Consider the following 22,334-nt stretch of genomic DNA (forward strand, 5'->3'; position numbering starts at 1 on the left):
GCCTCGCGCGATCAAGCATCGACGACCTCTCTGTCGATCAGGACGGCGTGCGGCCGTCGATCTCTAGCGGCGGATCGCGCTGCGTCAGGCAGGAGCATCCACAGGTCCGCTGGGTGCTTGGCGGTCGAGTGAGGAACGTCAAGGCTGTCGAGGAGCGCTCGAGTGGCGCGTCCTACCGGTCGTTGCGCGGGGTTCGAGTCGGCTTCGTCACCACGGACAGAGACGAGGAGGCACACCCCGATCTGGTAGGCAACCGCCAATGACCCGAGGGTGTTGAGCGCGCTGGCCAGCCCGGAGTTCTGCATCGCCACCAGAGGTGCCCCGCCGCCGAGCACGAGTCCGCATCCGATGGCGATCGCTTCCTCTTCGCGGGCTGCGTGCACAGTGTCGACCGGGGCCTTCAGCACGTCCAGCGCCGCGAGCAACGAGCACGGCACAAGGACGTGGTGGCTGAAGGGCCAGCGTTCAGACATCGCACTCCAGCCCGAGCTGCGTCGCCAGCGATCCCACGGCCTCTACCGCCTGCTGTCGGCACCAGCTCGCGTCCCGAGAGACCTCAGGGAACACCTGCTGCAGCGTCAGCGAATAACCTTGCCGGCTGATGTCAGCTCGCGCGACGAGGTCGTCGTCGACGAGAACGGCTAGCGCATAGGCGCCGTACTTCCTGCGTGCTGCGGGCTTGTACGCCTCGAACACGTAGTCGAACCCGAACAGGCGGCGGGTCCGTGCCCGGTCCCTGATGAGGTTGTCGAAGGGGCCGATCAGCCGGGGTCGAGGCTGCGAGGTGCTCGTCGTCACGGGTTCGGTCACCCAGGCCGCTTCTGGCCAGCCCTCGATTGCGGCTTGCAGGTGCCCACGCCCACGGAGCGTGGCAGCGACCTGATCGGCACGCAGGTGGTAGTACGTCGCCACCTCTTCGGTCGTGGCGACACCGAGCGCTGCTAGAGCACGTTCCGCCAGTGCCGTGAGGCACTCGTCAGGCGTGAGGGTCTGGTTCAGCTGCTCGGTCGGAACGGCGCGCTCGACGAGGTTCAGGACGCGCTCGCCCCGCCGGCGACTCGTGGACGCGAGCTCGCCTCGCCACACCATGTGCTCGGCTGCGCGCTTGGTGGCTGACCATCCCCAACCACCGCCAGTGCGGTCGTCTCGTTGCAGTTCGCGGATGGTCAACCCGTGCTCGCTGTCAGCGATCAGCTCGCGGACCCGCTGCCGCATTTCTGGTGGTGGCGTGTCCGCGCGGGCACGCGCGCGAGAACGGTGGATCTCGAACAGGGGCCAGTCGCCTATCGGCATGGCGCAGGCTGCGTGCGTGTAGGTCTCGAAGGTTGCGGCGCGCTCATCGGCCGGCCACAGATCTCGATCGACGCGGCTGATGTCCTGGACCGTCATTCGTGCTGCGCAGGTCAGCAGATGAGCGCGTGCGACGCGAGTGAGCGGGTCCATCTGCAGCAAGCCGATGCGCTGCAAGATCGGCAAGGTGCTCGACTCCTCTTCACGCAGACCTTGCGCGGCCACCGCGAACCCGCGGGCCCGCGCGACCGGTATCCCGATGTCAGGTCGCATGCGACGCCGCAATTTCCTCGGTACGCGGTGTGACCGAGCGGGCGGTGCGCAGCAACCAGCAGCCGATGAGCACCGTTCCGACTGCCAGAGCGGACTGTGCGACAGCGAGCGTCTGAGCGCCCGGGGCGACGGCGGTCAGCAACCCGGCTGCGGTGATCCCGATGGTGTAGCCGACGTTGTTGCCCACGGGAACCCAGGTATTCGCCTCGTGTCGCACTTCTTCGGGCAGGCCGTCGTCGATCATGAGGTAGCTGTTGATGTACAGGGGCGTCACCGCGAGTCCGCTCACCGCCAGGACAGCGCCGAGTGCCCAGGCGCTCGGCCACGTCATGACAGCGGTCGTGAGCGGGGCCGCGAACGCCAGGAGCAGCACGGCGTGGCGCGTGCTCAGCGACGCTCGCCACCTGACCAGCGCGTACCCGAACCCTCCGACCACGCCCCCCAGGCTGATCGCGGCCATGAGGTATCCGGTGCGATCAAGCCCACCGGCGGCCGCAGTCGCAACCTGCGGAACCAGGAGGCCGAGCCACCCCAAGCTCGCGCCCATCATGACCAGCGGCAGGACGATCTGCCGCAGCGACGGTTGAGCGATCGGTCCGACGACCGTGCGTAGGCGCGTGCGCCAGGTGCGCGGCATCCCCTGGGCTACGCGTGGCCTCGCCGCCGGTGGACGTCGCAGGGCGGTACGGAAGTGGCTCGATGCGAAGACGAGCAGGCTGCCGACGACCGCTGCGGCGGTCACGGCCCACAGACCCTGCTGCGGCGACATCGCGAGCAGCAACGTCGATGCCAACACCGGTCCGAGCAGGAATCCCGCCTCCTCGAGGAGCGAGTCGACGCTGTGAAGCAGCTTGACCTGGCGTTCAGTCCGCCCGATCTCGGCCCACGCAGACCTGATAACTGCGTCCACCGCCGCCGGCGTCACTGCTGCGAGTGCGCACGCGACGTAGATCAACGCGAGCGGCGCTCGGTCGTCACCCACGATCGCGACGAATATCACGAGTGTCACTGCTGCCACGATCGTCTGCGGCAGCACGACGCGAGACCGTCCGAACCGGTCGATGAGCCGCGCACGGAGCGGTGTGCTGAATGTCGCGACTGCGACCCGGACTGCTTGGACGCTCGCTGCGATCACGAGCCCCCGGGCGTCGGCGACGGCGATGAGGAGAGCCACAGGGAACGCCGCACCTGCCACGCGACGCACAACGATGATCGCGAACAACCACAACGCTCGTGGATCGCCAAGAACCGCTCGCTCTGCACCGGGCAGTCTCATCGCGCTGTTCCTTCAACGTCCGAGGGCTCATCCAGTTCGAGGCGCGCCTGGATCGACGACCGGTGCAGCAGCACGAGCTTGGCGATCGGGTCGCCGCGCTGGATGGTGACGTCACCGGTAGGACGAAATGCCAGCGAGATGCCACCGGCGCCGATGCTACGTCGTAGCTGTCGCGCTGTGAGAACGCCCGGCGGGACTTCGATCCCGGGTATGCCTATCGACTGCGTCAGCAGGAGGTACTCCTCCGGGATATTGGCTGAGAAGCCGAGGCGCCACTCCACGGAGCCGTCTCCGTTCGGAAGGAACATTGCTTCCCAGGCGCCCGAGGTGCCCCGGAACTGGTGCAGACGAAGCCACGGAGAGCGCGGTGCGGTGATGAAGCCACCGCTGCGGCTCCAGAATTCGGACGTCCCGGCCAGCCGGGCGATCTCGTTCGGGTCGGCGCCGGCGTCCACCTGGAGGTCGTGTACGGGCGAGACGGTGACGGTCAACGGGGACTTGATGACCCAGCCGAGCTCTTGACCTAGCACCCAGGGAGGGCGCGCTTCCGGGTACCGCACCCGTCTGACGTACCGGAAGTGCTGGGCGAGCAGCGTGGCTTCGTCGTGCGCTGCCGTCCGGTCCGTGTGGTGCTTCGAGAGCTTGAGGTTAGGACCCGTCGGTGCGGCTCGGGATGACGCTGCATCCATTTTCGTGCAGGTCGACACGGCGCTAGGATCTGTCGGTCACCGAGCGACGCTCCCGATACGGTTCGTGGGTGGCGGATGAAATGGGTGCGCGAGAGGTGGTCACGGGTGCGCTTGTTGTCGCTGCCGATGCAGTGCTCGTCGCGCGCGGAATGCCACCTATCGGTGGGGCCGCGGTTCCGGCGCTGCAGCTCTTCGGCGCCAAGGCGAGCCAGGCCGCCCGCGAGCGGCTGGAAGTGTTCGCGCGAGCGCTTGAGCTGGCTGCGGGTGCGCCCGTCGACACCGTCGTCGAGCGGCTTGCCGAGCAGGACGACGGGCCTACGCTCTTGTACGCGGCCCTCGACGCTCTGATCACAGGGCCCGGTCGTGATCGTGCCGCGCTCCTGGGCGCGGTTCTCGGGCGCCGAGTTGCCGACGAGGCCGCCGATGAGCAGGACGCCCTTGACCTCGTGCTCTCGGTGGCTCTCGGACTTGAACCCGCCCATCTCTCTGTGCTCGCTCATCTCGACGACGCACGTGGACAGACCCGCGTAGATCCGGGCGACGCCTGGGTTGCGATCGGACAGCTGGAACAGGACCTCCCGGGCCTCCGACGGGTGCATCGAGGCGCCCTAGCCGCTCTCGTCGCCAACGGCACCGTGGCAGCGCGAGACGGCAGGGACGGCCTCTCCTTCGGGGATTCGGGCGTCACGAACGAGTGGTCAGTAACAGAGCTCGGCGCGACCGTCGTCGGCTTCTTGAAGACACATGGGCGCGAGTCGAGCGGCGCAGATGGAGATGGGCTGTAGCAAGGGTCCGCGGCCCTGACGCGATCGGACTGCATCACCAGGCGGCGCGACAACTCCCCGCCCTCAGGAGGCAAGGAGGGTGGCGACGACGGATGCGTCGAGGCCGAAGTGAAGTGAGGCTATTGGGACCGGAGCGGCAGCCGGGGCGCGGACTGCTGTGTTTGCGGTCGGCCCAGGTCAGCCTCCCGTCGCCGAGCGCGCAAATGCCGGTGTCGCCCACGACATCATGGACGGCGTCGTCGAGTTGTTCGCTTGAGGTGGATCCGCAGCCCTCGGTCGGCCTCGGGATCCGGAGTAGTGCCGATCGGCCTGCACGTCGACGAACTCCGACATGATCGGGTCGCCGGACTTGGGTAGGACTTGAGGGTTCTACTTGGCCCTCCCTGCCTGCGCCGAACACCTGTGCCAGGCGCTCGCGGACCCTGAAGTCGGGTCGAGCGGCCGTGCTCGCAACGTCCAGGCGTCGGACCTCGACGGCTCCGTTTCATGCGGCCCATCACAGGTCCGATCTGTCCTGTGGACGAATCCTCACGCACGCAGCGCCGATGCCCTACCGTGACTCGCGAAACGGATGAACCAGACATCGGCCGTTCTTGGGGCGCGGGAGCGAGGTGGGCGTGGACGGCGTGGCGATCCTCGAGAGCGAGGTCCGCGAGCTCATCCGGCGCCGCGGCGTCGACCCCGTGCGGGACCGTGCGGGCGTCGTGGCGCTCGTCCACGCCGCGATGGCGGACTACGACGAGCGCTCGCTCATCGGGTCGGTGCCTGCGCTGGCCGACACGGCGGCCGCCCACAAGGCCGTCGTCGACGCCGTCGCCGGGCTCGGTCCCCTGCAGCGGTACCTCGACGACGACGAGGTCGAGGAGATCTGGATCAACTCGCCCTCCCAGGTCTTCGTCGCCCGCCGCGGTGAGCCGGAGCTGACCACGACCATCCTGTCCGACGCGCAGGTGCGCGACCTCGTCGAGCAGATGCTCAAGGTCTCCGGGCGGCGGCTCGACCTGTCGAGCCCGTTCGTCGACGCGTCGCTGCCCGGCGGTGAGCGGCTGCACGCCGTGATCCCCGACGTCACGCGGCGGCACTGGTCCGTCAACATCCGCAAGTACGTCGTGCGCGCGACGAGTCTCGAGGACATGGTCGCCCTGGGCTCGCTCACGGCCCAGGCCGCCGCGTTCCTCCAGGCCGCCGTCCGGGTCGGGCTGAACGTGCTCGTCTCGGGCGCCACGCAGGCGGGCAAGACGACGATGCTCAACGCGCTGACCGGTGCCGTGCCCCCGCGTGAGCGTGTCATCAGCTGCGAGGAGGTCTTCGAGCTGCGGCCCGCCGTGCGGGACTGGGTGGCGATGCAGACGCGACAGCCGAACCTCGAGGGCACGGGGGAGATCACGCTGCGGCGGCTGGTCAAGGAGGCCCTGCGCATGCGGCCCGACCGGCTGCTCGTCGGCGAGGTGCGCGAGGCGGAGGCGCTCGACCTGCTCATCGCGCTCAACAGCGGCGTGCCCGCCATGTGCACCATCCACGCCAGCTCGGCGCGCGAGGCGCTGACCAAGCTGTGCACGCTGCCGCTGCTCGCGGGCGCGAACATCTCGGACCGGTTCGTCGTGCCCACCGTGGCGGCGTCGGTCGATCTGGTCGTCCACCTCGAGATCGACGCGCGCGGACGACGTCGCACCCGTGAGGTCGTGGCGGTGCCCGGACGCGTCGAGGCGGGCGTCGTGGAGACGGCGGACCTGTTCACGAGCCGCGGCGACGTCCTGGTGCGAGGTGACGGCTTCCCCCCGCACCCGGAGCGCTTCGCGCGTGCGGGCGTCGACGTCGTCGCGATGCTGCGGCGGGGCTGAGCGGTGGGCGTCGTCGTGGGGCTGCTGCTGGGAGCCGGTCTGGCGTGCGTGTGGTGGTCGTGGTGGCCCGTGGTCGCCGTCGGCGGCAGGCGACCCGACGGCTGGACGGCCCGCGTGCAGGACACCCTCACCCAGGCCGAGATCGCGGGCGTCACGCCGGGCGGCCTGGTCGCGGTCAGCGGGCTCGTCGGGCTCGTCGTCGCCGCCGTGTCGTTCCTCGTCGTGCCGGTCCCGGCCGTCAACGTGTGCTTCGGGGCCTTCGCCGTCACGGCGCCCCTGACGCTCGTGCGCGGCCGCGCCCGTCGCCGGCTCGCCGCCGCGCGCGAGCTGTGGCCCGACGTCGTCGACCACCTCGCGTCCGGGGTCCGCGCCGGCCTGTCCCTGCCCGAGGCCGTCGCCCAGCTCGGCGACCGCGGCCCTGCGGAGCTGCGGCCCCCGTTCCGCGCGTTCGCCGAGGACTACCGCGCGACCGGACGCTTCGCGGACAGCCTCGACACCCTCAAGGACCGGCTGGCCGACCCCGTCGCCGACCGCATCATCGAGGCGCTGCGGCTGACGCGCGACGTCGGGGGCACCGACCTCGGCCGGCTGCTGCGCACGTTGTCCTCCTTCCTGCGCGAGGACCTGCGCACCCGCGGCGAGATCGAGGCACGGCAGGGCTGGACCGTGTACGCGGCGCGGCTCGCCGTCGCGGCGCCGTGGGTGGTCCTGGCGATGCTGGCGACGCGACCCGAGGCGATCCGCGCCTACGACTCGGCGGCGGGGGCAGCGGTGCTGCTCGTCGGTGCGGCGAGCACCGTCGTCGCCTACCGGCTCATGCTGCGCGTCGCGCGGCTGCCGGACGACCCGCGGGTGCTGCGGTGAGCCCCGCCGTGGTGGGGGCGCTCGTCGGGCTGCTCGGCGGCTGCGGGCTCGTGCTCGTGGTGCTGCGCCTGCGCGCGCGCCGCATCACGCTCGACCAGCGTGTCGGGCCGTACCTGCGGACGCGCGGGACCTCCTCGCTGCTGCGCGCCGAGGCGGTGCGCGGTCCGTGGGGGACCGTCGAGAGGCTGGCCAGCCCGTTCGTCGCCGACGGCGTGCGGCTCGTGGCGCGGATCGGCTCGCCGACCGCCGAGCTGCGGGCCCGGCTCTCGCGCGCCGGGCGCGCGGAGACCGTGGAGCAGTTCCGCGCCCGGCAGGTGGTGTGCGGCGCGCTGGGGATCGCCGCGGGGCTGCTGCTCGCCGTCGTGCTGGCCGCCACGCGAGGCGGGGCCCTGGTCCCGCTCGTGGCGCTGGTCGTGGTGGCGGGGTTCGCCGGTGCCCTCGCACCCGACTGGCTGCTCGGCCGGCAGGTCGCACAGCGTGAGGCGCGGCTGCTGGCACAGATGCCGACCGTCACCGAGCTGCTCGCCCTGGCCGTGAGTGCCGGTGAGGGAGCCACCGGTGCGCTCGAGCGGGTGGTGCGCCAGACGCGCGGTGAGCTCGCCGACGAGCTCGCCCGCACGCTCGCCGACGCCCGGGCCGGCGCACCCCTGACCACGGCCCTGCAGGCCCTCGCGGACCGCACCGGGCTGGCCGCGCTCGCGCGCTTCGCCGAGGGCGTCGCGGTCGCGGTCGAGCGCGGGTCGCCCCTCGCGGACGTGCTGCGTGCGCAGGCGCAGGACGTCCGCGAGGAGGGCCGGCGGGCGCTCATGCAGACCGGTGGGCGCAAGGAGGTGCTCATGATGGTCCCGGTGGTGTTCCTCATCCTCCCGGTGACCGTCGTGTTCGCCGTCTTCCCCAGCGCGATGCTCCTGCGGGTGGGGCTGTGACCCCGGCCGCTCCCGACACGGGGGCGCCGACCGGCGCGCTCCGGACGACGACGGAGGTCGACGATGAGGTACCTGGCTCGGACCTGGAGCACCCTCGCGCAGCGCGTGACGGCGGCGGGCGGCGACGACGGCGAGCGTGGGGACGTGCCCGGCTGGGTGCTCGTGACGCTCATGACCGCGGGGCTCGTCGCGGTCCTGTGGTTCGCCGCGGAGGGCGTGCTGCAGAACCTGTTCGTCGACGCGGTCGAGGGCGTCGCGCCGCGACCCGGCGGCTGACGCCCGCGGGGGTCCGCGACCGCGGGTCGGCCGTCGTCGACTTCACCCTCGTCGGCGGGCTCGTGGTCGTCCTGTTCGCGTCCGTGCTGCAGCTCGCGCTCGTCCAGCACGTGCGCAACACGTGCGTCGACGCGGCGGCGGAGGGCGCGCGGTACGCGGCGCACGTGGGGCGGACCCCCGCGGACGGCGCGGGGCGCACGGCCGACCTGCTGCGCGCGTCCCTCGCGGAGCGGTACGCGCAGGACGTCACCGCACGCCAGGTCCAGGTCGGTGGTCTCGACCTGGTCGAGGTCACCGTGCGCGTCCCGCTGCCCGTCGTCGGCCTGCTGGGCCCCGGCGGGGTCCTCGAGCTCGACGGGCACGCCCCGGTGGAGTGGCCGTGAGGGGCGTCCGCCGGTGCGTCGTGCGCAGGTGGCGGGCCGTCGCCGGCGCGGGCCGCGACGGTGCCGGCCGCGACGACGCGGGCAGCGCGCTGGTGGAGTTCCTCGGCATCTCGCTGGTGCTGCTCGTCCCGACCGTCTACCTCGTGCTGGTGCTCGGGCGCATCCAGGCCGCGACGTTCGCCGCCGAGGGCGCCGCGCGGGAGGCAGCACGGGTGTACGTCGCCGCGGACGACACGGAGCAGGGCGGCGCCCGGGCGCTGACGTCCGTCGCCGTCGCGCTCGTCGACCAGGGGTTCGAGGACGACCCCGCCGCCGCGCTGGACGTCCGCTGCTCGGCGGACCCGTGCCTGACGCCGGGAGCGGAGGTGGCGGCCACGGTGCTCGTGCGCGTGCCGCTGCCGTTCGTCCCGACGTTCGTGCGGGACGTCCTCCCGCTCGAGATCCCGGTCAGCGCCGAGCGCGTCGCACCGGTCGACACGTACCGGGTGGCGCGGTGAGCGGCCGGGCACGGCGCGCGGCGCGGCGGGCACCTGCGTGCGTGGCCCGGCGCCGCGACGACGACGGCCAGGTGATGATCCTGTCGCTGGGCTTCGCCGTGCTGGCGATCCTCCTGGTCCTGGTCGTCACGGCCGCGACCGGTGTGCACCTGGACCGCAAGCGCCTGCTGGCGCTGGCGGACCTGGCGGCGCTGTCCGCGGCGGACGAGGTGAGCACCCGGTACTTCGCCGGGCCCCAGGAGCGCGGCCCGGGCGGGGTCCCGCTGACCGACGAGACGGTCCGCGCGGCGGTCGAGAAGTACGTGCGTGACCACCCCGAGCCGGCGGCCGCGTGGGACGGCGTGCGGGTGCTCGAGGCCACGACACCCGACGGACGCTCGGCGGTCGTGCGGCTGGGAGCCATGACGCGGCCTCCCGTGATGACGTGGGTCCTGGCGCCGTGGACGGACGGGGTCCTGCTGGAGGTCGAGGCGAGCGCACGTGCGTCGTGAGGTCCGCACGCTCACGGACCCGGCGTCGACGGGTGAGTGCGGCTTCACCCGGCCGCGGCCGCGGGAAGGGGCCCGAAACGGGTTCGCGACGGCTCATCGCCTGGCATGGTATGGCGCATGTCACGCACCGGGTTCTTCTCTCGACTCAGCGCCGTCGGGCTCGTCGTTCTCACCACCGTGCTCGGAGCTGTCACGCCCGCGTCCGGTGCGACGGGCTGCCAGGTGGACGCCAACGTGGGTCGAGACCCCTCGAAGCCGGCGATCGCGGTGTTCCGTAGCGGGACCTGGTACGTCCGGGGCTCGTTGACGTCGGGCGCGGCCGACCTCTGCTTCGTGTTCGGCCAGGCCGGGGACCAACCGGTGGTCGGGGACTGGGACGGCGACGGGCAGCCCACCCCTGGAGTGTTCCGGCCGAGCACGGGTACGTGGTACCTGAGCAACTCCACCTTCGCGCAGAGCGGAGCGGACATCGTGCTGGGATACGGGTCGCCCGGGGATGTGGCGTTCACGGGCGACTGGGACAACAACGGCACTGACACCGTCGGGATCTACCGCCCGAGCAACCGCGGCTTCTACCTACGCAATGCCAACACCTCGGGCAAGGCTGACGGCACGTTCTATTGGGGGCTGCCCGGGGATGTGCCGCAGTATCAGGGTCCGGGCGTGTTGACGCTCTTCCGACCGTCGAGCTCGACGTGGTACTTCCTGGAACCGCTCGACGTGAACAACCCGGGCGCGGTCAGGACCCAGGTCTGGGGACAACCCGGCGACGTTCCGCTGGCCGGGCCCTGGGGCATGGGCTCGTGCGGCGTTATGCACTGCTTCATCGGGTCTCCCTCCGCAGGCATCTACCGACCCTCCACCGGGGAGTGGCACCTCGCCTGGTACGAGGCCGGCGAGACGAACTGGGTTCTGCAGTTCGGCGACCCCACCGATGTTCGGGTCGGCTTTCCCGCCTGGGAAGGCCGCTGACCGACTCTCCCGGGTAGGTGAGCATCAGGCCAGGGGCCCGGACGCGGGGTACCCGAGCTCGAACCAGGCACCGTCCCCGTCGCGTGCGCGGCCGGGACTCAGCGCCGCGCGAGCTGCGCCGGCGCCGTGGACGGACGCCGGTGCCGTCGACGAGCTCCTGGCGTGGCGCTGGACTCAGGGGCACCGTCGATGCGTGGTGCGCCCGACGCCGGCGGCAGTGGTGCGACGGTAGGGAGACCGATTCCCGACGAGCTGCGCGTCGCCACTGCCGGTTGCCGTAGTTGTGCCCGGCCGCGTGGGGGGCCACGATCGACGTGTCGTCGGACGTCGGGGGGCGCGATGGGCACGCATGTCGTGGTGGGGTACGACGGATCGGCGGAGGGGGTCGCCGCGGTCCGCTGGGCAGCGCGGGAGGCGGCGCGGCTGGACGCACCGCTGCAGGTCGTCCACGTGTGGGGGCTCTCGGGGCAGCTCGACCTGCCGCCGCTGGGCACGGCCTCGGCGTACGTGCGCGCCGGTGCGCAGGAGGTCGCCGACGAGGGCGGCACCGTCGCGCTCGAGGCCGCGCCGGGGCTCGACGTGAGCGTGGTCCTCGCCGACGGCCCGCCCGCCCAGGCGCTCGTCGACCGCGCGGCGGGCGCGACCTACCTGGTCGTCGGTCGCCAGGGCGCGGGCCGGCTGTCGGGGATCCTCATGGGCTCGGTCGCGCTGGGCACCGTGCAGCACGCGGGCTGTCCCGTGGTGGTCGTGCCGCGCACCCAGGTGGAGCCGCTGAGCACGGGACGGGTCGTGGTCGGGGTCGACGGGTCGTCCGCAGCTCTCGGTGCCGTGGTCGCCGCCGCGCGGCACGCCGTCGTCACGGGCGACCGGCTGGTCGTCGTCACCGCCTGGCGCAGCCCCGTGCACGGCCGCGCCCTGGCCTCGTGGCTGCGGGAGCAGCCCGACGTGGCGCCCGACGACCTGGCACGTGACGCGGCGCGCCGCGCGCAGGAGCCGGCGGTCGCCCTCCTCGCCGAGCAGTTCCCCGGGCTCGAGGTGGAGCCCGTCGTGGAGGAGGGGCCGGCCGCGCACGTGCTGGCGCAGCACGCCGAACGGGCGGACCTGCTGGTCGTGGGCACGCGTGGCCGCGGCGGGATCGCGGGTCTCGTCCTCGGCTCCGTGAGCCAGTGGCTCGTCGCGCGGGCGGCGTGCCCGGTGCTGGTGTCGCGCGTGGGGGTCGACACCGGACCGGGGGAGCGGGCCCGGTCCTGATCGCGGTCAGCGCGGGGCGGGCCCGGTGCTGCCACGCACGACGAGCTCGACCGGGATCATGACCGTGCGTGGCCGGCCGGCGTCGTCCTCACCGCGCGCCCGCGCCATGGCGTCCGCCAGCGCGCGCGCCGCGGCGTGCCCCTTCGCGACGAAGTCCTGACGCATAGTCGTCAGCGCCGGCGTGACGGAACCGGCCAGGAACGAGTCGTCGAAGCCGACGACGGACAGGTCGTCGGGCACGGTGCGGCCCGTCGCCTGGGCCGCCCGCACGAGCGAGGCGCCCATGAGGTCGGAGAAGCAGACGACGCCGGTCGGCGCGTCGGACCCACCGAGGAGGTCGCGCACACCGGGGTCGACGTCCTGCGGGTGGTTGTCGACGACGTCGTACACGCGCGCGGTCAGGCCGGCTGCCTCGACCGCGGCGACGGCACCGCGGGCGCGCTCGCGCGCGACGTGGTTCGGGTTGTCGGACAGCGGCGCCGTGCGCCACCCGGGGGCGGTGCGGGTCGGGTCCATCGTGAGGACCGCGATGTCGCGGTGCCCCAGGGCGAGCAGGTGCTCGACCGCGAGGCGGCCGCCGCCCGCGTCGTCGAGGACCACGCCGGGGCTGCCCGGCAACGGTGCCTGGTCGACGAACACGAGCGGCAGCCGGCGACGCGCCAACCAGTCCACGGCCTCCGTCTCACCGGCGCAGCCGTACACGACGGCCGCGTCTACCGGCAGGTCGCGTGCGTGGAGGTGCCCGCCCACGCTCTGGGCCGGGATGAGGGAGACGGTGAGTCCGGCGGGTGCGAGCTCCTCGGCCAGTGCCCCGAAGAACGCCGACGCGGCCGGGTCACGGAACGCCTCGCCGAGGGAGTCGGTCAGCACGACGCCGACGGCCCCGGTGCTGCGGCGCGCGAGGGCGCGGGCGGTCGGGTCCGGCCCGACGTAGCCGAGGTCCGCGGCGGCGTCGAGGATGCGTGCGCGCAGCGCCGCCGAGAGCTGGTCGGGTCGCGAGAACGCGTTGGACACCGTCATCCGGCTGACGCCCACCGCGTCGGCCACGGTCTGCAGCGTCACGCGGCCCACGTCGGCCCCGTCCTCGTCCGTGCCCCGGGCTGCCTCACGCCCCCCAGCGTAGGGCGGGTGCGGTGTGACGGGTGGCCCGTGCAGCGCCGCCCACGTCGCGGCGGGCGTCGGGAGCAGGCTCACGACCGGGTCTGGCCGTGCGGGGCGGCGAGATCGCCGCCGCCGGGGGCGAGGGTGTCCGCGAGCCGACGCAGGGTGCCGGCCGCCGCCAGCCGCGTGCGCGGTGGGCGGTGGGCCCGCGTGCGCCGGGCGTGGGCGCGACGCTCGGCGCGCAGCTCGGCGCTCGTGGGCTCGACGGTGGGCGCGTCCGCCCACGCGCTCGTCGCGCGCAGCCGGGCGGCGCGGACGCTGATGAACGCGGTGCCGATGTTCTGCATGTCGTTCCTCATCTCTGTCCAGGGCTGTACCGGTACAGTAGAACGGCACCTCTTGACCGGTCAAGAGATCGGCATGACGAGTGCCGGGCGCCGGAGCGGTAGCCTCGTGGGTCGTGGCCACCACCGACTTCCTTGCCGAGATCCGCGAGCTGCGCTCCACGCTGAGGTCGATCCAGGCCGTGAGCGACCCCACCGCGCTCGAGGCCCGGATCGCACTGCTGTCCGAGCAGGCGTCCGTCCCCAACCTTTGGGACGACCCCGACGCCGCCCAGAAGGTGACGAGCGCCCTGTCGCAGACGCAGGCCGAGCTCGACCGCGTCAACCGTCTCGGGGCGCGCATCGACGACCTCGAGACGCTCGTCGAGATGGCCGCCGAGGAGGACGACGAGGAGACCCTGGCCGAGGCCGAGGCCGAGCTCGTCGGCATCCGCAGGGACCTGGGCGAGCTCGAGGTGCGCACGCTCCTGGCCGGTCCGTACGACCAGCGTGACGCGGTCGTCACGATCCGCGCCGGCGCCGGCGGCGTGGACGCCGCCGACTTCGCCGAGATGCTGCTGCGGATGTACCTGCGCTGGGCCGAGCGCCACGGCTACCCCACGACGGTGCTCGACACCTCCTACGCGGAGGAGGCCGGGCTCAAGAGCGCGACGTTCGAGGTCAAGACGCCCTACGCGTTCGGGCACCTGTCGGTCGAGGCCGGCACGCACCGTCTCGTGCGGATCTCGCCCTTCGACAACCAGGGCCGCCGCCAGACGTCGTTCGCGGCCGTCGAGGTGATCCCCCTCATCGAGCAGACGGACTCCGTGGAGATCCCCGAGTCGGAGATCAAGGTCGACGTGTTCCGCTCGTCGGGGCCCGGCGGGCAGTCGGTCAACACCACGGACTCCGCCGTGCGCATGACGCACATCCCGACCGGGATCGTCGTGTCGATGCAGAACGAGAAGTCCCAGATCCAGAACCGTGCCGCCGCGCTGCGCGTCCTGCAGTCGCGCCTCCTGCTGCGACGCCAGGAGGAGGAGCGGGCCGCGAAGAAGGAGATGGCCGGCGACGTCAAGGCCAGCTGGGGCGACCAGATGCGCTCGTACGTGCTGCAGCCGTACCAGATGGTCAAGGACCTGCGCACCGAGCACGAGGTGGGCAACCCGGCGGCCGTCTTCGACGGCGACATCGACGACTTCATCGAGGCCGGCATCCGCTGGCGGCGCGCGCAGCAGGGGTCGGACGCCTGACGGTCGCGCCGTCCCGCGGCGCCGGAGGTCCGGACGGACCGGGACGGACCGGGCGCCCGGGCGCCGGACCCGTCGATTCACAGCGGGCGGGCGGCGTGTCCTGCACCCGCGCGGGTGACGTCCTTCCTACGCTCGATGAGGCTCGCGGCCCGCGGGCGGACGCAGGGGATCCCTGCGGCAGGACGAGGCGAGGTCGGTCGTGATCCGGTTCGAGAACGTGACCAAGGTCTACGCGCGCGGCGCACGGCCCGCGCTGGACCGGGTGTCCCTCGACGTCGAGCGCGGGGAGTTCGTCTTCCTGGTCGGCGCGTCCGGGTCCGGCAAGTCCACCTTCCTGCGGCTCGTGCTGCGTGAGGAGCGCGCGTCGGCCGGCAAGGTGTTCGTCGCCGGCAAGGAGCTCGGCACGCTGTCGAGCTGGAAGGTGCCCCACCTGCGCCGGCAGATCGGTGCGGTGTTCCAGGACTTCCGCCTGCTGCCGAACAAGTCGGTGTTCGAGAACGTCGCCTTCGCGCTGCAGGTCATCGGCAAGCCGCGCCACCACATCCTGACCACGGTGCCCGACGTGCTCGACATGGTCGGCCTGGCCGGCAAGGAGAAGCGGCGCCCGCACGAGCTGTCGGGCGGGGAGCAGCAGCGCGTCGCCATCGCCCGCGCCTTCGTCAACCGCCCGTCGATCCTGCTGGCCGACGAGCCCACCGGCAACCTCGACCCGACGACGTCCCTGGGGATCATGCGCCTGCTCGACCGCATCAACCGGACCGGCACCACCGTGGTGATGGCGACGCACGACGACGAGATCGTCGACCAGATGCGCAAGCGCGTCATCGAGCTGAGCACGGGCGAGATGGTGCGCGACCAGTCGCGCGGCGTCTACGGCTCGGACCGCTGAGGGGGCCGGCAGATGCGCGCCCAGTTCATCCTCTCCGAGATCGGCATCGGCCTGCGCCGGAACCTGTCGATGACGATCTCGGTCGTCCTCGTCACGTTCGTGTGCCTCACCTTCCTCGGCGCCGCGGCGCTGCTGCAGGCGCAGATCGACAAGATGAAGGACGACTGGTACGACAAGGTCGAGGTCTCCGTCTTCCTGTGCCCGGCCAACTCCGCGGCGCCCACGTGCGCGGCGGGCGAGGTCTCCGAGGCGCAGCGGGACGACATCGTGTCGGCCCTCGAGGCGCCCGAGGTCGACCGGTACGTCCAGGAGATCTACCCGGAGTCCAAGGAGCAGGCCTACGAGGCCTTCCAGCGGCAGTTCGGCGACCAGTTCTGGGCGTCCGCCGCCACGGCCGAGGACATGAACGCCTCGCTGCGCATCAAGCTCACCGACCCCGAGCAGTACCAGGTGGTCGCCGACGTGGTCTCGGGGCGGCCCGGCGTGGAGTCGGTCGAGGACCAACGACGGCTCTTCGACAACCTCTTCCTCGTGCTCGACCGGGCGACGTGGGCGGCGGGCGGGCTCGCGGCCATCATGCTGCTCGCGGCCGTGCTGCTCATCACGACCACCATCCGGCTGTCGGCCATGAGCCGACGGCGTGAGACGGGCATCATGCGGCTGGTCGGGGCGTCGACGCTGTTCATCCAGCTGCCCTTCATGCTCGAGGGCGCCATCGCGGCCACCCTCGGCGCGGCGCTCGCGATCGGCGGGCTGTGGGTCGGCGTCGAGTACCTCGTGACCGACTGGCTGGGGCAGTCCGTGACGTGGATCCCGTACGTCGGGACGTCGGACGTGCTGGCGATCGCCCCGCTGCTCGTCGTCGTGGCGTTCGTGCTCGCCGCGATCTCCTCCCTGGTCACCCTGAGCCGATACACGAAGGTATGACCATGCGCCGAGCCGACCGCACGCCCCCGACCCCCGCGCGGCGGCGGCCCCTGCAGGCCGTCGTCGCGCTGCTCGCCGCCCTCGCGGTCGCGCTTCCCGCGCTGCTCGTCGGGCCCACCGCGGCGCACGCCGACGAGCTGTCGAACAAGCGGGCGGCCGCCCAGGAGCGCGCGGCCGCCGCCGAGCAGCGCGCGGCGGACCTGGCGGAGGCCATCGAGGAGCTCAGCGGTGAGCTCGCCGACGCGCTCACCAGGCTCGCCGAGGTCGAGGCCCAGCTGCCCGTGGCGCAGGCACGCCTCGACGAGGCGGTCGCCGCCGCGCAGGCCGCGCAGCGCGAGGCCGAGATCCTCGCCGCACGCCTGCAGGCCGCGCGCGACGAGGAGGCGGCGATCACCGAGCAGATCGCCGTCGACGACACGCGCGAGGCGGAGATCCGCAGCGCCATCGGGCAGATGGCCCGCGAGGCGTACAAGGGTGGGCGCGACGTCTCCGGCATGAGCGTGATGCTCGACGCCGAGAGCTCGCAGGACTTCGTCGAGAAGTACGGGCTGGTGTCGACCGCGCTGCGCACGCAGACGCAGGTGCTCGACGAGCTGACCGAGCTGGCCGCGAAGAACAAGAACGCGCAGGCCCGTCAGACCGCGGTCCGCGAGAAGGTCGACGAGCTCAAGGTCGCCGCCGACCAGAAGCTCGAGGAGGCGCGTCAGGCGCAGGCCGCGGCCGAGGTGGCGAAGGCCGAGGTGGAGCGCCTCGTCGCCGAGCAGCAGCAGCGCAAGGCCGACATCGAGTCGCGCAAGTCCGAGGCCCAGGCGCAGGTCGCCGCGAACGACGCCGAGCGCGCGCAGGTGGGCCAGGAGCTCGCGGCGATCATCGAGCAGCAGCGCGTGCAGCGGGCCCAGGAGGAGGCGGCACGCGCGGCGGCCGGCAAGAACAACGGCGGCGGGGGAGGTGGCGGCGGTGGCGGTGGCAGCGCGCCGCCGAACGGCGCCAGGCCGGGTGCGTTGTTCGCCAACCCGACGGCGCACAACCCGATGGTCGTCACGTCGGAGTACGGCAACCGCTTGCATCCCGTGCTCGGGTACTGGCGCCTGCACGCCGGCATCGACCTGCGGGACAGGTGCGGCGAGCCGGTGTACGCCGCACGCGCCGGCACGGTGCAGTGGGCCAAGTTCCGCAGCGGCTACGGCGGGCAGGTGATGATCGACCACGGCTGGGTCAACGGGTCGTCGCTGATGTCGAGCTACAACCACATGTCGTCGTTCGCGGTCGGGTCCGGTGCGCAGGTCGGTGCCGGCCAGGTGATCGGCTACGCCGGGAACACCGGTACGTCGGCGGCGTGCCACCTGCACTTCGAGGTGTACATCAACGGCGGCACGGTGAACCCGCGGCCCCACCTCGGGCTGTGAGCGCCCCGCAGCGCAATGGCGTGGGGCTCCTGCCGGGTCGCCGGTAGGCTCGGACCCCGGCACGGCGCACGTCGTGCCATGTCCGCGCGGTCCGACCGCGGGGGCGCCGCACCCCGGCAGCCGCACGGCGCCGGACGAGCACCAGGACGGAGGGCTGTGCCGTGGCGAAGGCGAAGGTCGACGGCCGCACGATGGTCGCCGCCAACCGCAAGGCCCGGCACGACTACCTCATCCAGGACGTCTTCGAGGCGGGTCTGGTGCTGACGGGGACCGAGGTCAAGGCGCTGCGTGCCGGCCGCGCGTCGCTCATCGACGGCTGGGGTGAGATCGAGGGCGGCGAGGCGTGGCTGCACGGCGTCCACATCCCCGAGTACACGCAGGGCACGTGGACCAACCACGCGCCGCGGCGCAAGCGCAAGATGCTGCTGCACCGCGAGGAGATCGAGCGGCTCGAGGCCCGCACCCGCGAGAAGGGGCACACGATCGTGCCGCTCGCGCTGTACTTCCTCAACGGGCGCGCGAAGGTCGAGATTGCGCTCGCGATGGGCAAGAAGGACTGGGACAAGCGCCAGGCGCTGCGTGAGCGGCAGGACAACCTCGAGGCGCAGCGAGCGATCAGGGAGCGACGCGACCGGTGACGAACGCACGACCAGCCGGACCCGACCCTGTCCTCTCGCGCGCGGTACGACGGCTGGTCGTGCTGGCCCTCGTCGTGGTCGTCGCGCTCGGCGTGATGCTGCTGGCGCCGCCCGTCGCGTTCGCCGCCGGCGCTCCCGGCGACCTCACCGGCGGCCGGGAGATCACGCGCTACGACGTCACGGTCGAGGCAGCCGCCGACGGGACGGTGGCCGTCGCGATCGACCTGGACTTCGACTACGGCGACGACCCCGGGCACGGCCCGTACCTGACGTTCCCCACGCGCGTGTCGTACGACGACGAGCAGGACCGCGTCTTCGAGTTCAGCGACGTGCGCGCGACGAGCCCCACGGGCGCCCCGGCCGACGTGAACCGCGAGGACGAGACGTCCGCGATGATCCTGCGGATCGGCGACGAGGACGTCGACGACGTCTCCGGCGTGCAGACGTACCGGGTGGAGTTCACCGTCGACGGCTGGATCAACCCCGCCAACGCCCAGCACTCGGGCGACGAGCTGTACTGGAACGTCATCGGCCCGGGCTGGGAGATCCCCCTGTCGGACCTGTCCGTCACCGTCACGGGGCCGGCCACCGTCGAGGGCGTCGCGTGCTTCGTCGGCCCCGAGGGGTCGACGACGCCGTGCGGTTCCGCCACGTCCGCGGGTGACTCCGCGACGTTCACGCAGGACGTCGTCCCGGTCGGTGACCAGCTCACGACGGTCACGGGGTGGCCGGGCGGCACGTTCCCCGGCGTGCAGCCGATCCTGCGCGACAAGCCGGACCCGCTGCTGCCGCTGCGCCCCGCGAGCGTGGGCGGTGCGATCGCCGCCGCGATCGCGCTGCTGGGCGGCGGGCTGGCGGTGAGCAAGGTCCGCCGGACCGGCCGGGACCGCGCGTACCTGGGCCTGACCCCGGGCCTGCGACCGGCCGCGGGCATGGAGGTGCCGACCGGGCACCGCGACCGCCGCACGCCCGTGAGCGTGGAGTTCCAGCCGCCCGAGGGGACGCGGCCGGGCGAGATCGGCACGCTCGTCGACGAGAAGGCCGACCCCGTCGACGTGACCGCCACGATCATCGACCTGGCCGTGCGCGGCTGGTTGCGCATCGAGGAGGTGCCGCGCTCGAAGCCCGGGAAGAAGCCGAAGGACTGGACGCTGGTGCGTCTGCGCTCCGGTGCCGAGGGCCTGCTGCCGTTCGAGGCGGCACTGCTCGACGACCTCTTCCGGAAGGGGGACGAGGTCCGGCTCTCGGAGCTGCGGACCACCTTCGCGACGTCCCTCGCCAAGGTGCAGAACATGATGTACGACCACGTGACCGGCGTGGGGTGGTTCCGGGCCAACCCCAAGAGCGTGCGCACCGCGTGGATCGTGGTCGGCATCCTCCTCCTCGTCGTCGGCGGGCTCGGCCTCATGGTCGGCATGGCGGTCGGCAGCGTGCCGGGGCTCGCACTCGTCGGCGTCGCGCTGCTGCTGGTCGGCGTCCTGGTCCTCGTGCTCAGCGGATCCGCACCGGCCCGCACGGCGGACGGGACCGCCGTCCTCGCCCAGGCACTCGGCTTCCGCCGCTACCTGGCGACGGCCGAGGCGAACCAGATCCGGTTCGAGGAGGGGCAGGACATCTTCAGCCGGTACCTGCCCTACGCGATCGTGTTCGGGCTCGCGGACCGCTGGTCGCGCGTGTTCGCGGAGCTCGCGGCCCAGGGCGTGGTGGTCGACGCCCCCACGTGGTACGTCGGTGCCTACTCGTACAACGCCGGCTTCTGGGGTGCCGGGTTCATCGGTGCGATCGACCGGTTCGAGTCGATCACCACGGCGGCGATCACCGCGCCCACGCCCGGGACGTCGGGCGGCTCCGGGCTCGGCGGCGGTGGGTTCTCCGGCGGGGGCGTCGGCGGCGGGGGTGGCGGCGGCTGGTGAGCCGCCGGCCCGGCCCGGGCCACCACCTGCTGCCAGGTCGACGCGCGAGGTCGGTCTGCGACCGGTAGACATCACCCCGACGCGACGCGACGGGAGGACGGTGGTGTGACGGTGACGAGCGAACGCCGGCTCGAGGAGGCGGTGCACCGCGTGCTGGGAGAGGGCACGGCGCTGCGGCAGGCGCAGCGCGACGCCCTGGCCGGGCTGGACGGGCACGACACGCTCCTCGTCGCACGCACGGGGGCCGGCAAGACCGCGGTGTACGCGATCGCGACGCTCGTCGCGGCCCGGCTCACCGTCGTCGTCTCACCGCTGATCGCGCTGCAGCGCGACCAGGAGCGCGCGCTGCGGGAGTCGGGCCTGCGGGTCGCCTCCGTGAGCTCGGCCCGCACCGCCCGCCAGCAGCGCGAGGCGATCACGGCGGCCGCGTCCGGGCGGCTCGACGTGCTCCTGCTGGGGCCGGAGCAGCTGCAGCGGGAGGTCGTGCTCACGGCGCTGACGGACGCGGACGTCGGCCTCGTCGTCGTCGACGAGGCGCACTGCGTCGCCGAGTGGGGTCACGACTTCCGCCCGGACTACCTGCTCGTCGGAGCCGCGACCCGACGGCTCGGTGCGCCGCGCATCCTCGCCCTGACGGCGACGGCGTCGACGCACGTGCGGGACGAGATCGTCCGCCGCCTCGGCATGCGCGAGCCCCGCGTCCTCGTGCACGACGCGGACCGTCCCAACATCTGGCTCGGCGCGCGGCCCGCCGCGTCCGACGACGAGCGCGACGCCACCGTCCGTGCGCTCGTGGCCGAGGAGCCCGGAGCCGTCATCGTCTACGCCCGCACCCGGGCGCACTGCGAGCGCCTCGCGGAGCGGCTCGCCGACGTGCGGCCCGCGACGGTCTACCACGCGGGGCTGCCCGCGGACGAGCGCGCCGCGACCCAGGACCGGTTCCTGTCCGGCAGGACCGACCTCGTCGTCGCGACGTCGGCCTTCGGCATGGGGATCGACCGTCCCGACGTCCGGCTCGTCGTGCACGCCGGTGCCCCGACGACCCTCGACCAGTACTACCAGGAGGTCGGCCGGGCGGGTCGCGACGGGGAGCCGGCGCGCGCGCTCGTCGTCCACCGCGCCGAGGACCACGCGCTCGCCCGCTACCAGCGAGCGGGCGGCGGACCGCGGCCGAGCACGCTGACGCGCGTCCTGGAGGCCCTCGCGGAGGGTCCGGGCGACCAGGCGGTGCTCGCACGGCGCGCCGGTCTGGCGCGGCGCACGGTCGCACGTGCGGTCGCCGCGCTCGAGCGCGTGGGGGCCGTGCGTCTCGTCGACGGGCGCACGGCGCTCGTCGAGGGCGCGGACCCTCATGCCGCCCTCGTCGCGGTGCACGACGAGGCCGCGCGGCGGGCGCGGCTCGAGGCGTCGCGCGTCGAGCTGGTGCGGTCCTACACCGACACGACGGACTGCCGGCGGCGGCTGCTGCTGGAGCTGCTGGGCGAGGAGCGGACCGAGCCGTGCGGTCGGTGCGACAGCTGCGACGCGGGCACGTCGCTCGCCGTCGCGCCGCAGCGCGTGCGGCCCGGCCAGGAGGTGCGCCACCGCGAGTTCGGCCCGGGCACCGTGAGCGTGGTGGAGCCGGAGCGGGTCACCGTCCTCTTCGAGGAGCGCGGCTACGTGACGCTCGACACGCAGATCGCGCTGGACTCCGAGCTGCTGTCGCTGACGAGCCGCTGAGCGCGTCGCGCCCGCGCCAGCGGTTGCCGTGCCACGACCGGTCCCGCACCGTGGATCCAGACGTGACGAGGAGGCGCCCGCATGAGCACACCCACGAGTCCTGACCCCGACCCCGCGAACACGCCGGGGCTCGAGCCCGGAGGGTCCGTGACCCCCGGCGACACGCCGCCGGGGGAGTCGTCGACATCAGGCGCCGTGCCGCAGCAGCCGGACACCGGCTCGCGCGGCGCGAGCTGGGCCGCGTACATCGTCATCGGGGTGGTCGTGGTGTTCGTCGCCCTCTTCTTCGTCGGGTACGCCATCGGGCTCGCGGACTGACACCGTCCGGACCTTCGGCCCAGGTCCCGGCGC

At 72.9% G+C, this 22,334-nt stretch carries 24 protein-coding genes; 18 read left to right on the forward strand and 6 right to left on the reverse strand.

What is annotated here, in order from left to right:
- Window positions 1–11: 11 nt before the first annotated feature.
- The 4 genes from NP075_RS06220 to NP075_RS06235 are packed head-to-tail and all read right to left on the reverse strand — an operon-like array spanning window position 12 to window position 3,546.
- Window positions 12–473, reverse strand: a complete 462-nt coding sequence (locus NP075_RS06220; protein ID WP_227564517.1) for a hypothetical protein — start codon at window positions 471–473, stop codon at window positions 12–14.
- Window positions 466–1,563, reverse strand: coding sequence for a DNA glycosylase AlkZ-like family protein (locus tag NP075_RS06225; protein WP_227564516.1), 1,098 nt, complete (start codon window positions 1,561–1,563; stop codon window positions 466–468). Before NP075_RS06225 ends, NP075_RS06220 begins: the two co-directional genes overlap by 8 nt.
- The gene (locus tag NP075_RS06230) at window positions 1,553–2,839 is read right to left on the reverse strand and encodes an MFS transporter (RefSeq protein WP_348519252.1); all 1,287 of its coding nucleotides are present in this window, start codon (window positions 2,837–2,839) and stop codon (window positions 1,553–1,555) included. Before NP075_RS06230 ends, NP075_RS06225 begins: the two co-directional genes overlap by 11 nt.
- Window positions 2,836–3,546: a dCTP deaminase/dUTPase family protein gene (locus tag NP075_RS06235; RefSeq protein ID WP_227564514.1), complete on the reverse strand. Its 711-nt coding sequence runs from the start codon at window positions 3,544–3,546 to the stop codon at window positions 2,836–2,838. The genes NP075_RS06230 and NP075_RS06235 overlap by 4 nt, the downstream gene beginning before the upstream one ends.
- Window positions 3,547–3,596: 50 nt before the next feature.
- Between NP075_RS06235 and NP075_RS06240 the strand changes: the two genes are divergently transcribed.
- From NP075_RS06240 to NP075_RS06285, 10 genes are all read left to right on the forward strand, one after another.
- Entirely contained in the window at window positions 3,597–4,313 is a 717-nt protein-coding gene (locus NP075_RS06240; RefSeq protein WP_227564513.1) for a hypothetical protein, read from the forward strand.
- Window positions 4,314–4,930: 617 nt separating this feature from the next.
- Entirely contained in the window at window positions 4,931–6,154 is a 1,224-nt protein-coding gene (locus NP075_RS06245; protein ID WP_227564512.1) for a TadA family conjugal transfer-associated ATPase, read from the forward strand.
- Between the two features lie 3 nt (window positions 6,155–6,157).
- Window positions 6,158–7,018: a type II secretion system F family protein gene (locus NP075_RS06250; protein WP_227564511.1), complete on the forward strand. Its 861-nt coding sequence runs from the start codon at window positions 6,158–6,160 to the stop codon at window positions 7,016–7,018.
- Window positions 7,015–7,944, forward strand: a complete 930-nt coding sequence (locus NP075_RS06255; protein WP_227564510.1) for a type II secretion system F family protein — start codon at window positions 7,015–7,017, stop codon at window positions 7,942–7,944. The genes NP075_RS06250 and NP075_RS06255 overlap by 4 nt, the downstream gene beginning before the upstream one ends.
- Before the next feature lie 63 nt (window positions 7,945–8,007).
- Window positions 8,008–8,220, forward strand: coding sequence for a hypothetical protein (locus NP075_RS06260; RefSeq protein ID WP_227564509.1), 213 nt, complete (start codon window positions 8,008–8,010; stop codon window positions 8,218–8,220).
- Window positions 8,217–8,603, forward strand: a complete 387-nt coding sequence (locus NP075_RS06265) for a TadE/TadG family type IV pilus assembly protein (protein ID WP_227564639.1) — start codon at window positions 8,217–8,219, stop codon at window positions 8,601–8,603. Before NP075_RS06260 ends, NP075_RS06265 begins: the two co-directional genes overlap by 4 nt.
- Window positions 8,600–9,100: a pilus assembly protein gene (locus NP075_RS06270; protein WP_372456714.1), complete on the forward strand. Its 501-nt coding sequence runs from the start codon at window positions 8,600–8,602 to the stop codon at window positions 9,098–9,100. The genes NP075_RS06265 and NP075_RS06270 overlap by 4 nt, the downstream gene beginning before the upstream one ends.
- A gap of 41 nt (window positions 9,101–9,141) precedes the next feature.
- Entirely contained in the window at window positions 9,142–9,591 is a 450-nt protein-coding gene (locus tag NP075_RS06275; RefSeq protein ID WP_227564508.1) for a pilus assembly protein TadG-related protein, read from the forward strand.
- 117 nt (window positions 9,592–9,708) lie between these two features.
- Entirely contained in the window at window positions 9,709–10,563 is an 855-nt protein-coding gene (locus NP075_RS06280; RefSeq protein ID WP_227564507.1) for a hypothetical protein, read from the forward strand.
- A 339-nt stretch (window positions 10,564–10,902) separates the two neighbouring features.
- On the forward strand, window positions 10,903–11,814 hold the full coding sequence (locus NP075_RS06285; protein WP_227564506.1) for a universal stress protein: 912 nt from the start codon (window positions 10,903–10,905) through the stop codon (window positions 11,812–11,814).
- Window positions 11,815–11,820: 6 nt separating this feature from the next.
- On the opposite strand, the gene NP075_RS06290 is transcribed toward NP075_RS06285, so the two are convergent.
- Window positions 11,821–12,876 (reverse strand): LacI family DNA-binding transcriptional regulator, encoded by a 1,056-nt coding sequence (locus tag NP075_RS06290; RefSeq protein WP_227564505.1) that lies wholly within the window; start codon window positions 12,874–12,876, stop codon window positions 11,821–11,823.
- A 128-nt stretch (window positions 12,877–13,004) separates the two neighbouring features.
- Window positions 13,005–13,274: a hypothetical protein gene (locus NP075_RS06295; protein ID WP_227564504.1), complete on the reverse strand. Its 270-nt coding sequence runs from the start codon at window positions 13,272–13,274 to the stop codon at window positions 13,005–13,007.
- Between the two features lie 101 nt (window positions 13,275–13,375).
- On the opposite strand from NP075_RS06295, the gene prfB reads away from it, so the two are divergent.
- From prfB to NP075_RS06335, 8 genes are all read left to right on the forward strand, one after another.
- Complete coding sequence (gene prfB / locus NP075_RS06300; RefSeq protein ID WP_227564503.1) at window positions 13,376–14,491, forward strand: peptide chain release factor 2; 1,116 nt, start codon at window positions 13,376–13,378, stop codon at window positions 14,489–14,491.
- A gap of 199 nt (window positions 14,492–14,690) precedes the next feature.
- Window positions 14,691–15,380, forward strand: a complete 690-nt coding sequence (gene ftsE / locus NP075_RS06305; protein WP_227564502.1) for a cell division ATP-binding protein FtsE — start codon at window positions 14,691–14,693, stop codon at window positions 15,378–15,380.
- A gap of 12 nt (window positions 15,381–15,392) precedes the next feature.
- Entirely contained in the window at window positions 15,393–16,307 is a 915-nt protein-coding gene (gene ftsX, locus NP075_RS06310; protein WP_227564501.1) for a permease-like cell division protein FtsX, read from the forward strand.
- A gap of 2 nt (window positions 16,308–16,309) precedes the next feature.
- Window positions 16,310–17,713: a M23 family metallopeptidase gene (locus NP075_RS06315; protein WP_227564500.1), complete on the forward strand. Its 1,404-nt coding sequence runs from the start codon at window positions 16,310–16,312 to the stop codon at window positions 17,711–17,713.
- Between the two features lie 161 nt (window positions 17,714–17,874).
- Complete coding sequence (gene smpB, locus NP075_RS06320; protein WP_227564499.1) at window positions 17,875–18,351, forward strand: SsrA-binding protein SmpB; 477 nt, start codon at window positions 17,875–17,877, stop codon at window positions 18,349–18,351.
- Window positions 18,348–20,264, forward strand: a complete 1,917-nt coding sequence (locus NP075_RS06325; RefSeq protein ID WP_227564498.1) for a DUF2207 domain-containing protein — start codon at window positions 18,348–18,350, stop codon at window positions 20,262–20,264. The genes smpB and NP075_RS06325 overlap by 4 nt, the downstream gene beginning before the upstream one ends.
- A gap of 111 nt (window positions 20,265–20,375) precedes the next feature.
- Window positions 20,376–21,983 carry a RecQ family ATP-dependent DNA helicase gene (locus NP075_RS06330; protein WP_227564497.1) on the forward strand — a complete coding sequence of 536 codons (1,608 nt, stop codon included), beginning with the start codon at window positions 20,376–20,378 and terminating at the stop codon, window positions 21,981–21,983.
- Between the two features lie 81 nt (window positions 21,984–22,064).
- Window positions 22,065–22,301 carry a DUF6480 family protein gene (locus NP075_RS06335; RefSeq protein WP_227564496.1) on the forward strand — a complete coding sequence of 79 codons (237 nt, stop codon included), beginning with the start codon at window positions 22,065–22,067 and terminating at the stop codon, window positions 22,299–22,301.
- The last annotated feature ends 33 nt before the right edge of the window (window positions 22,302–22,334 follow it).

The sequence above is a fragment of the Cellulomonas wangsupingiae genome (assembly GCF_024508275.1).
Taxonomy (GTDB): domain Bacteria; phylum Actinomycetota; class Actinomycetes; order Actinomycetales; family Cellulomonadaceae; genus Cellulomonas; species Cellulomonas wangsupingiae.

Excerpts from the sequence above, each read along its gene's own strand:
- NP075_RS06285 (WP_227564506.1), top strand. The coding sequence starts at position 10,903 with ATGGGCACGCATGTCGTGGTGGGGTACGACGGATCGGCGGAGGGGGTC.
- NP075_RS06280 (WP_227564507.1), top strand. The coding sequence starts at position 9,709 with ATGTCACGCACCGGGTTCTTCTCTCGACTCAGCGCCGTCGGGCTCGTC.
- NP075_RS06295 (WP_227564504.1), bottom strand. The coding sequence starts at position 13,274 with ATGAGGAACGACATGCAGAACATCGGCACCGCGTTCATCAGCGTCCGC.
- NP075_RS06230 (WP_348519252.1), bottom strand. The coding sequence starts at position 2,839 with ATGAGACTGCCCGGTGCAGAGCGAGCGGTTCTTGGCGATCCACGAGCG.
- NP075_RS06220 (WP_227564517.1), bottom strand. The coding sequence starts at position 473 with ATGTCTGAACGCTGGCCCTTCAGCCACCACGTCCTTGTGCCGTGCTCG.
- NP075_RS06260 (WP_227564509.1), top strand. The coding sequence starts at position 8,008 with ATGAGGTACCTGGCTCGGACCTGGAGCACCCTCGCGCAGCGCGTGACG.
- ftsX (WP_227564501.1), top strand. The coding sequence starts at position 15,393 with ATGCGCGCCCAGTTCATCCTCTCCGAGATCGGCATCGGCCTGCGCCGG.
- NP075_RS06335 (WP_227564496.1), top strand. The coding sequence starts at position 22,065 with ATGAGCACACCCACGAGTCCTGACCCCGACCCCGCGAACACGCCGGGG.
- NP075_RS06315 (WP_227564500.1), top strand. The coding sequence starts at position 16,310 with ATGCGCCGAGCCGACCGCACGCCCCCGACCCCCGCGCGGCGGCGGCCC.
- NP075_RS06225 (WP_227564516.1), bottom strand. The coding sequence starts at position 1,563 with ATGCGACCTGACATCGGGATACCGGTCGCGCGGGCCCGCGGGTTCGCG.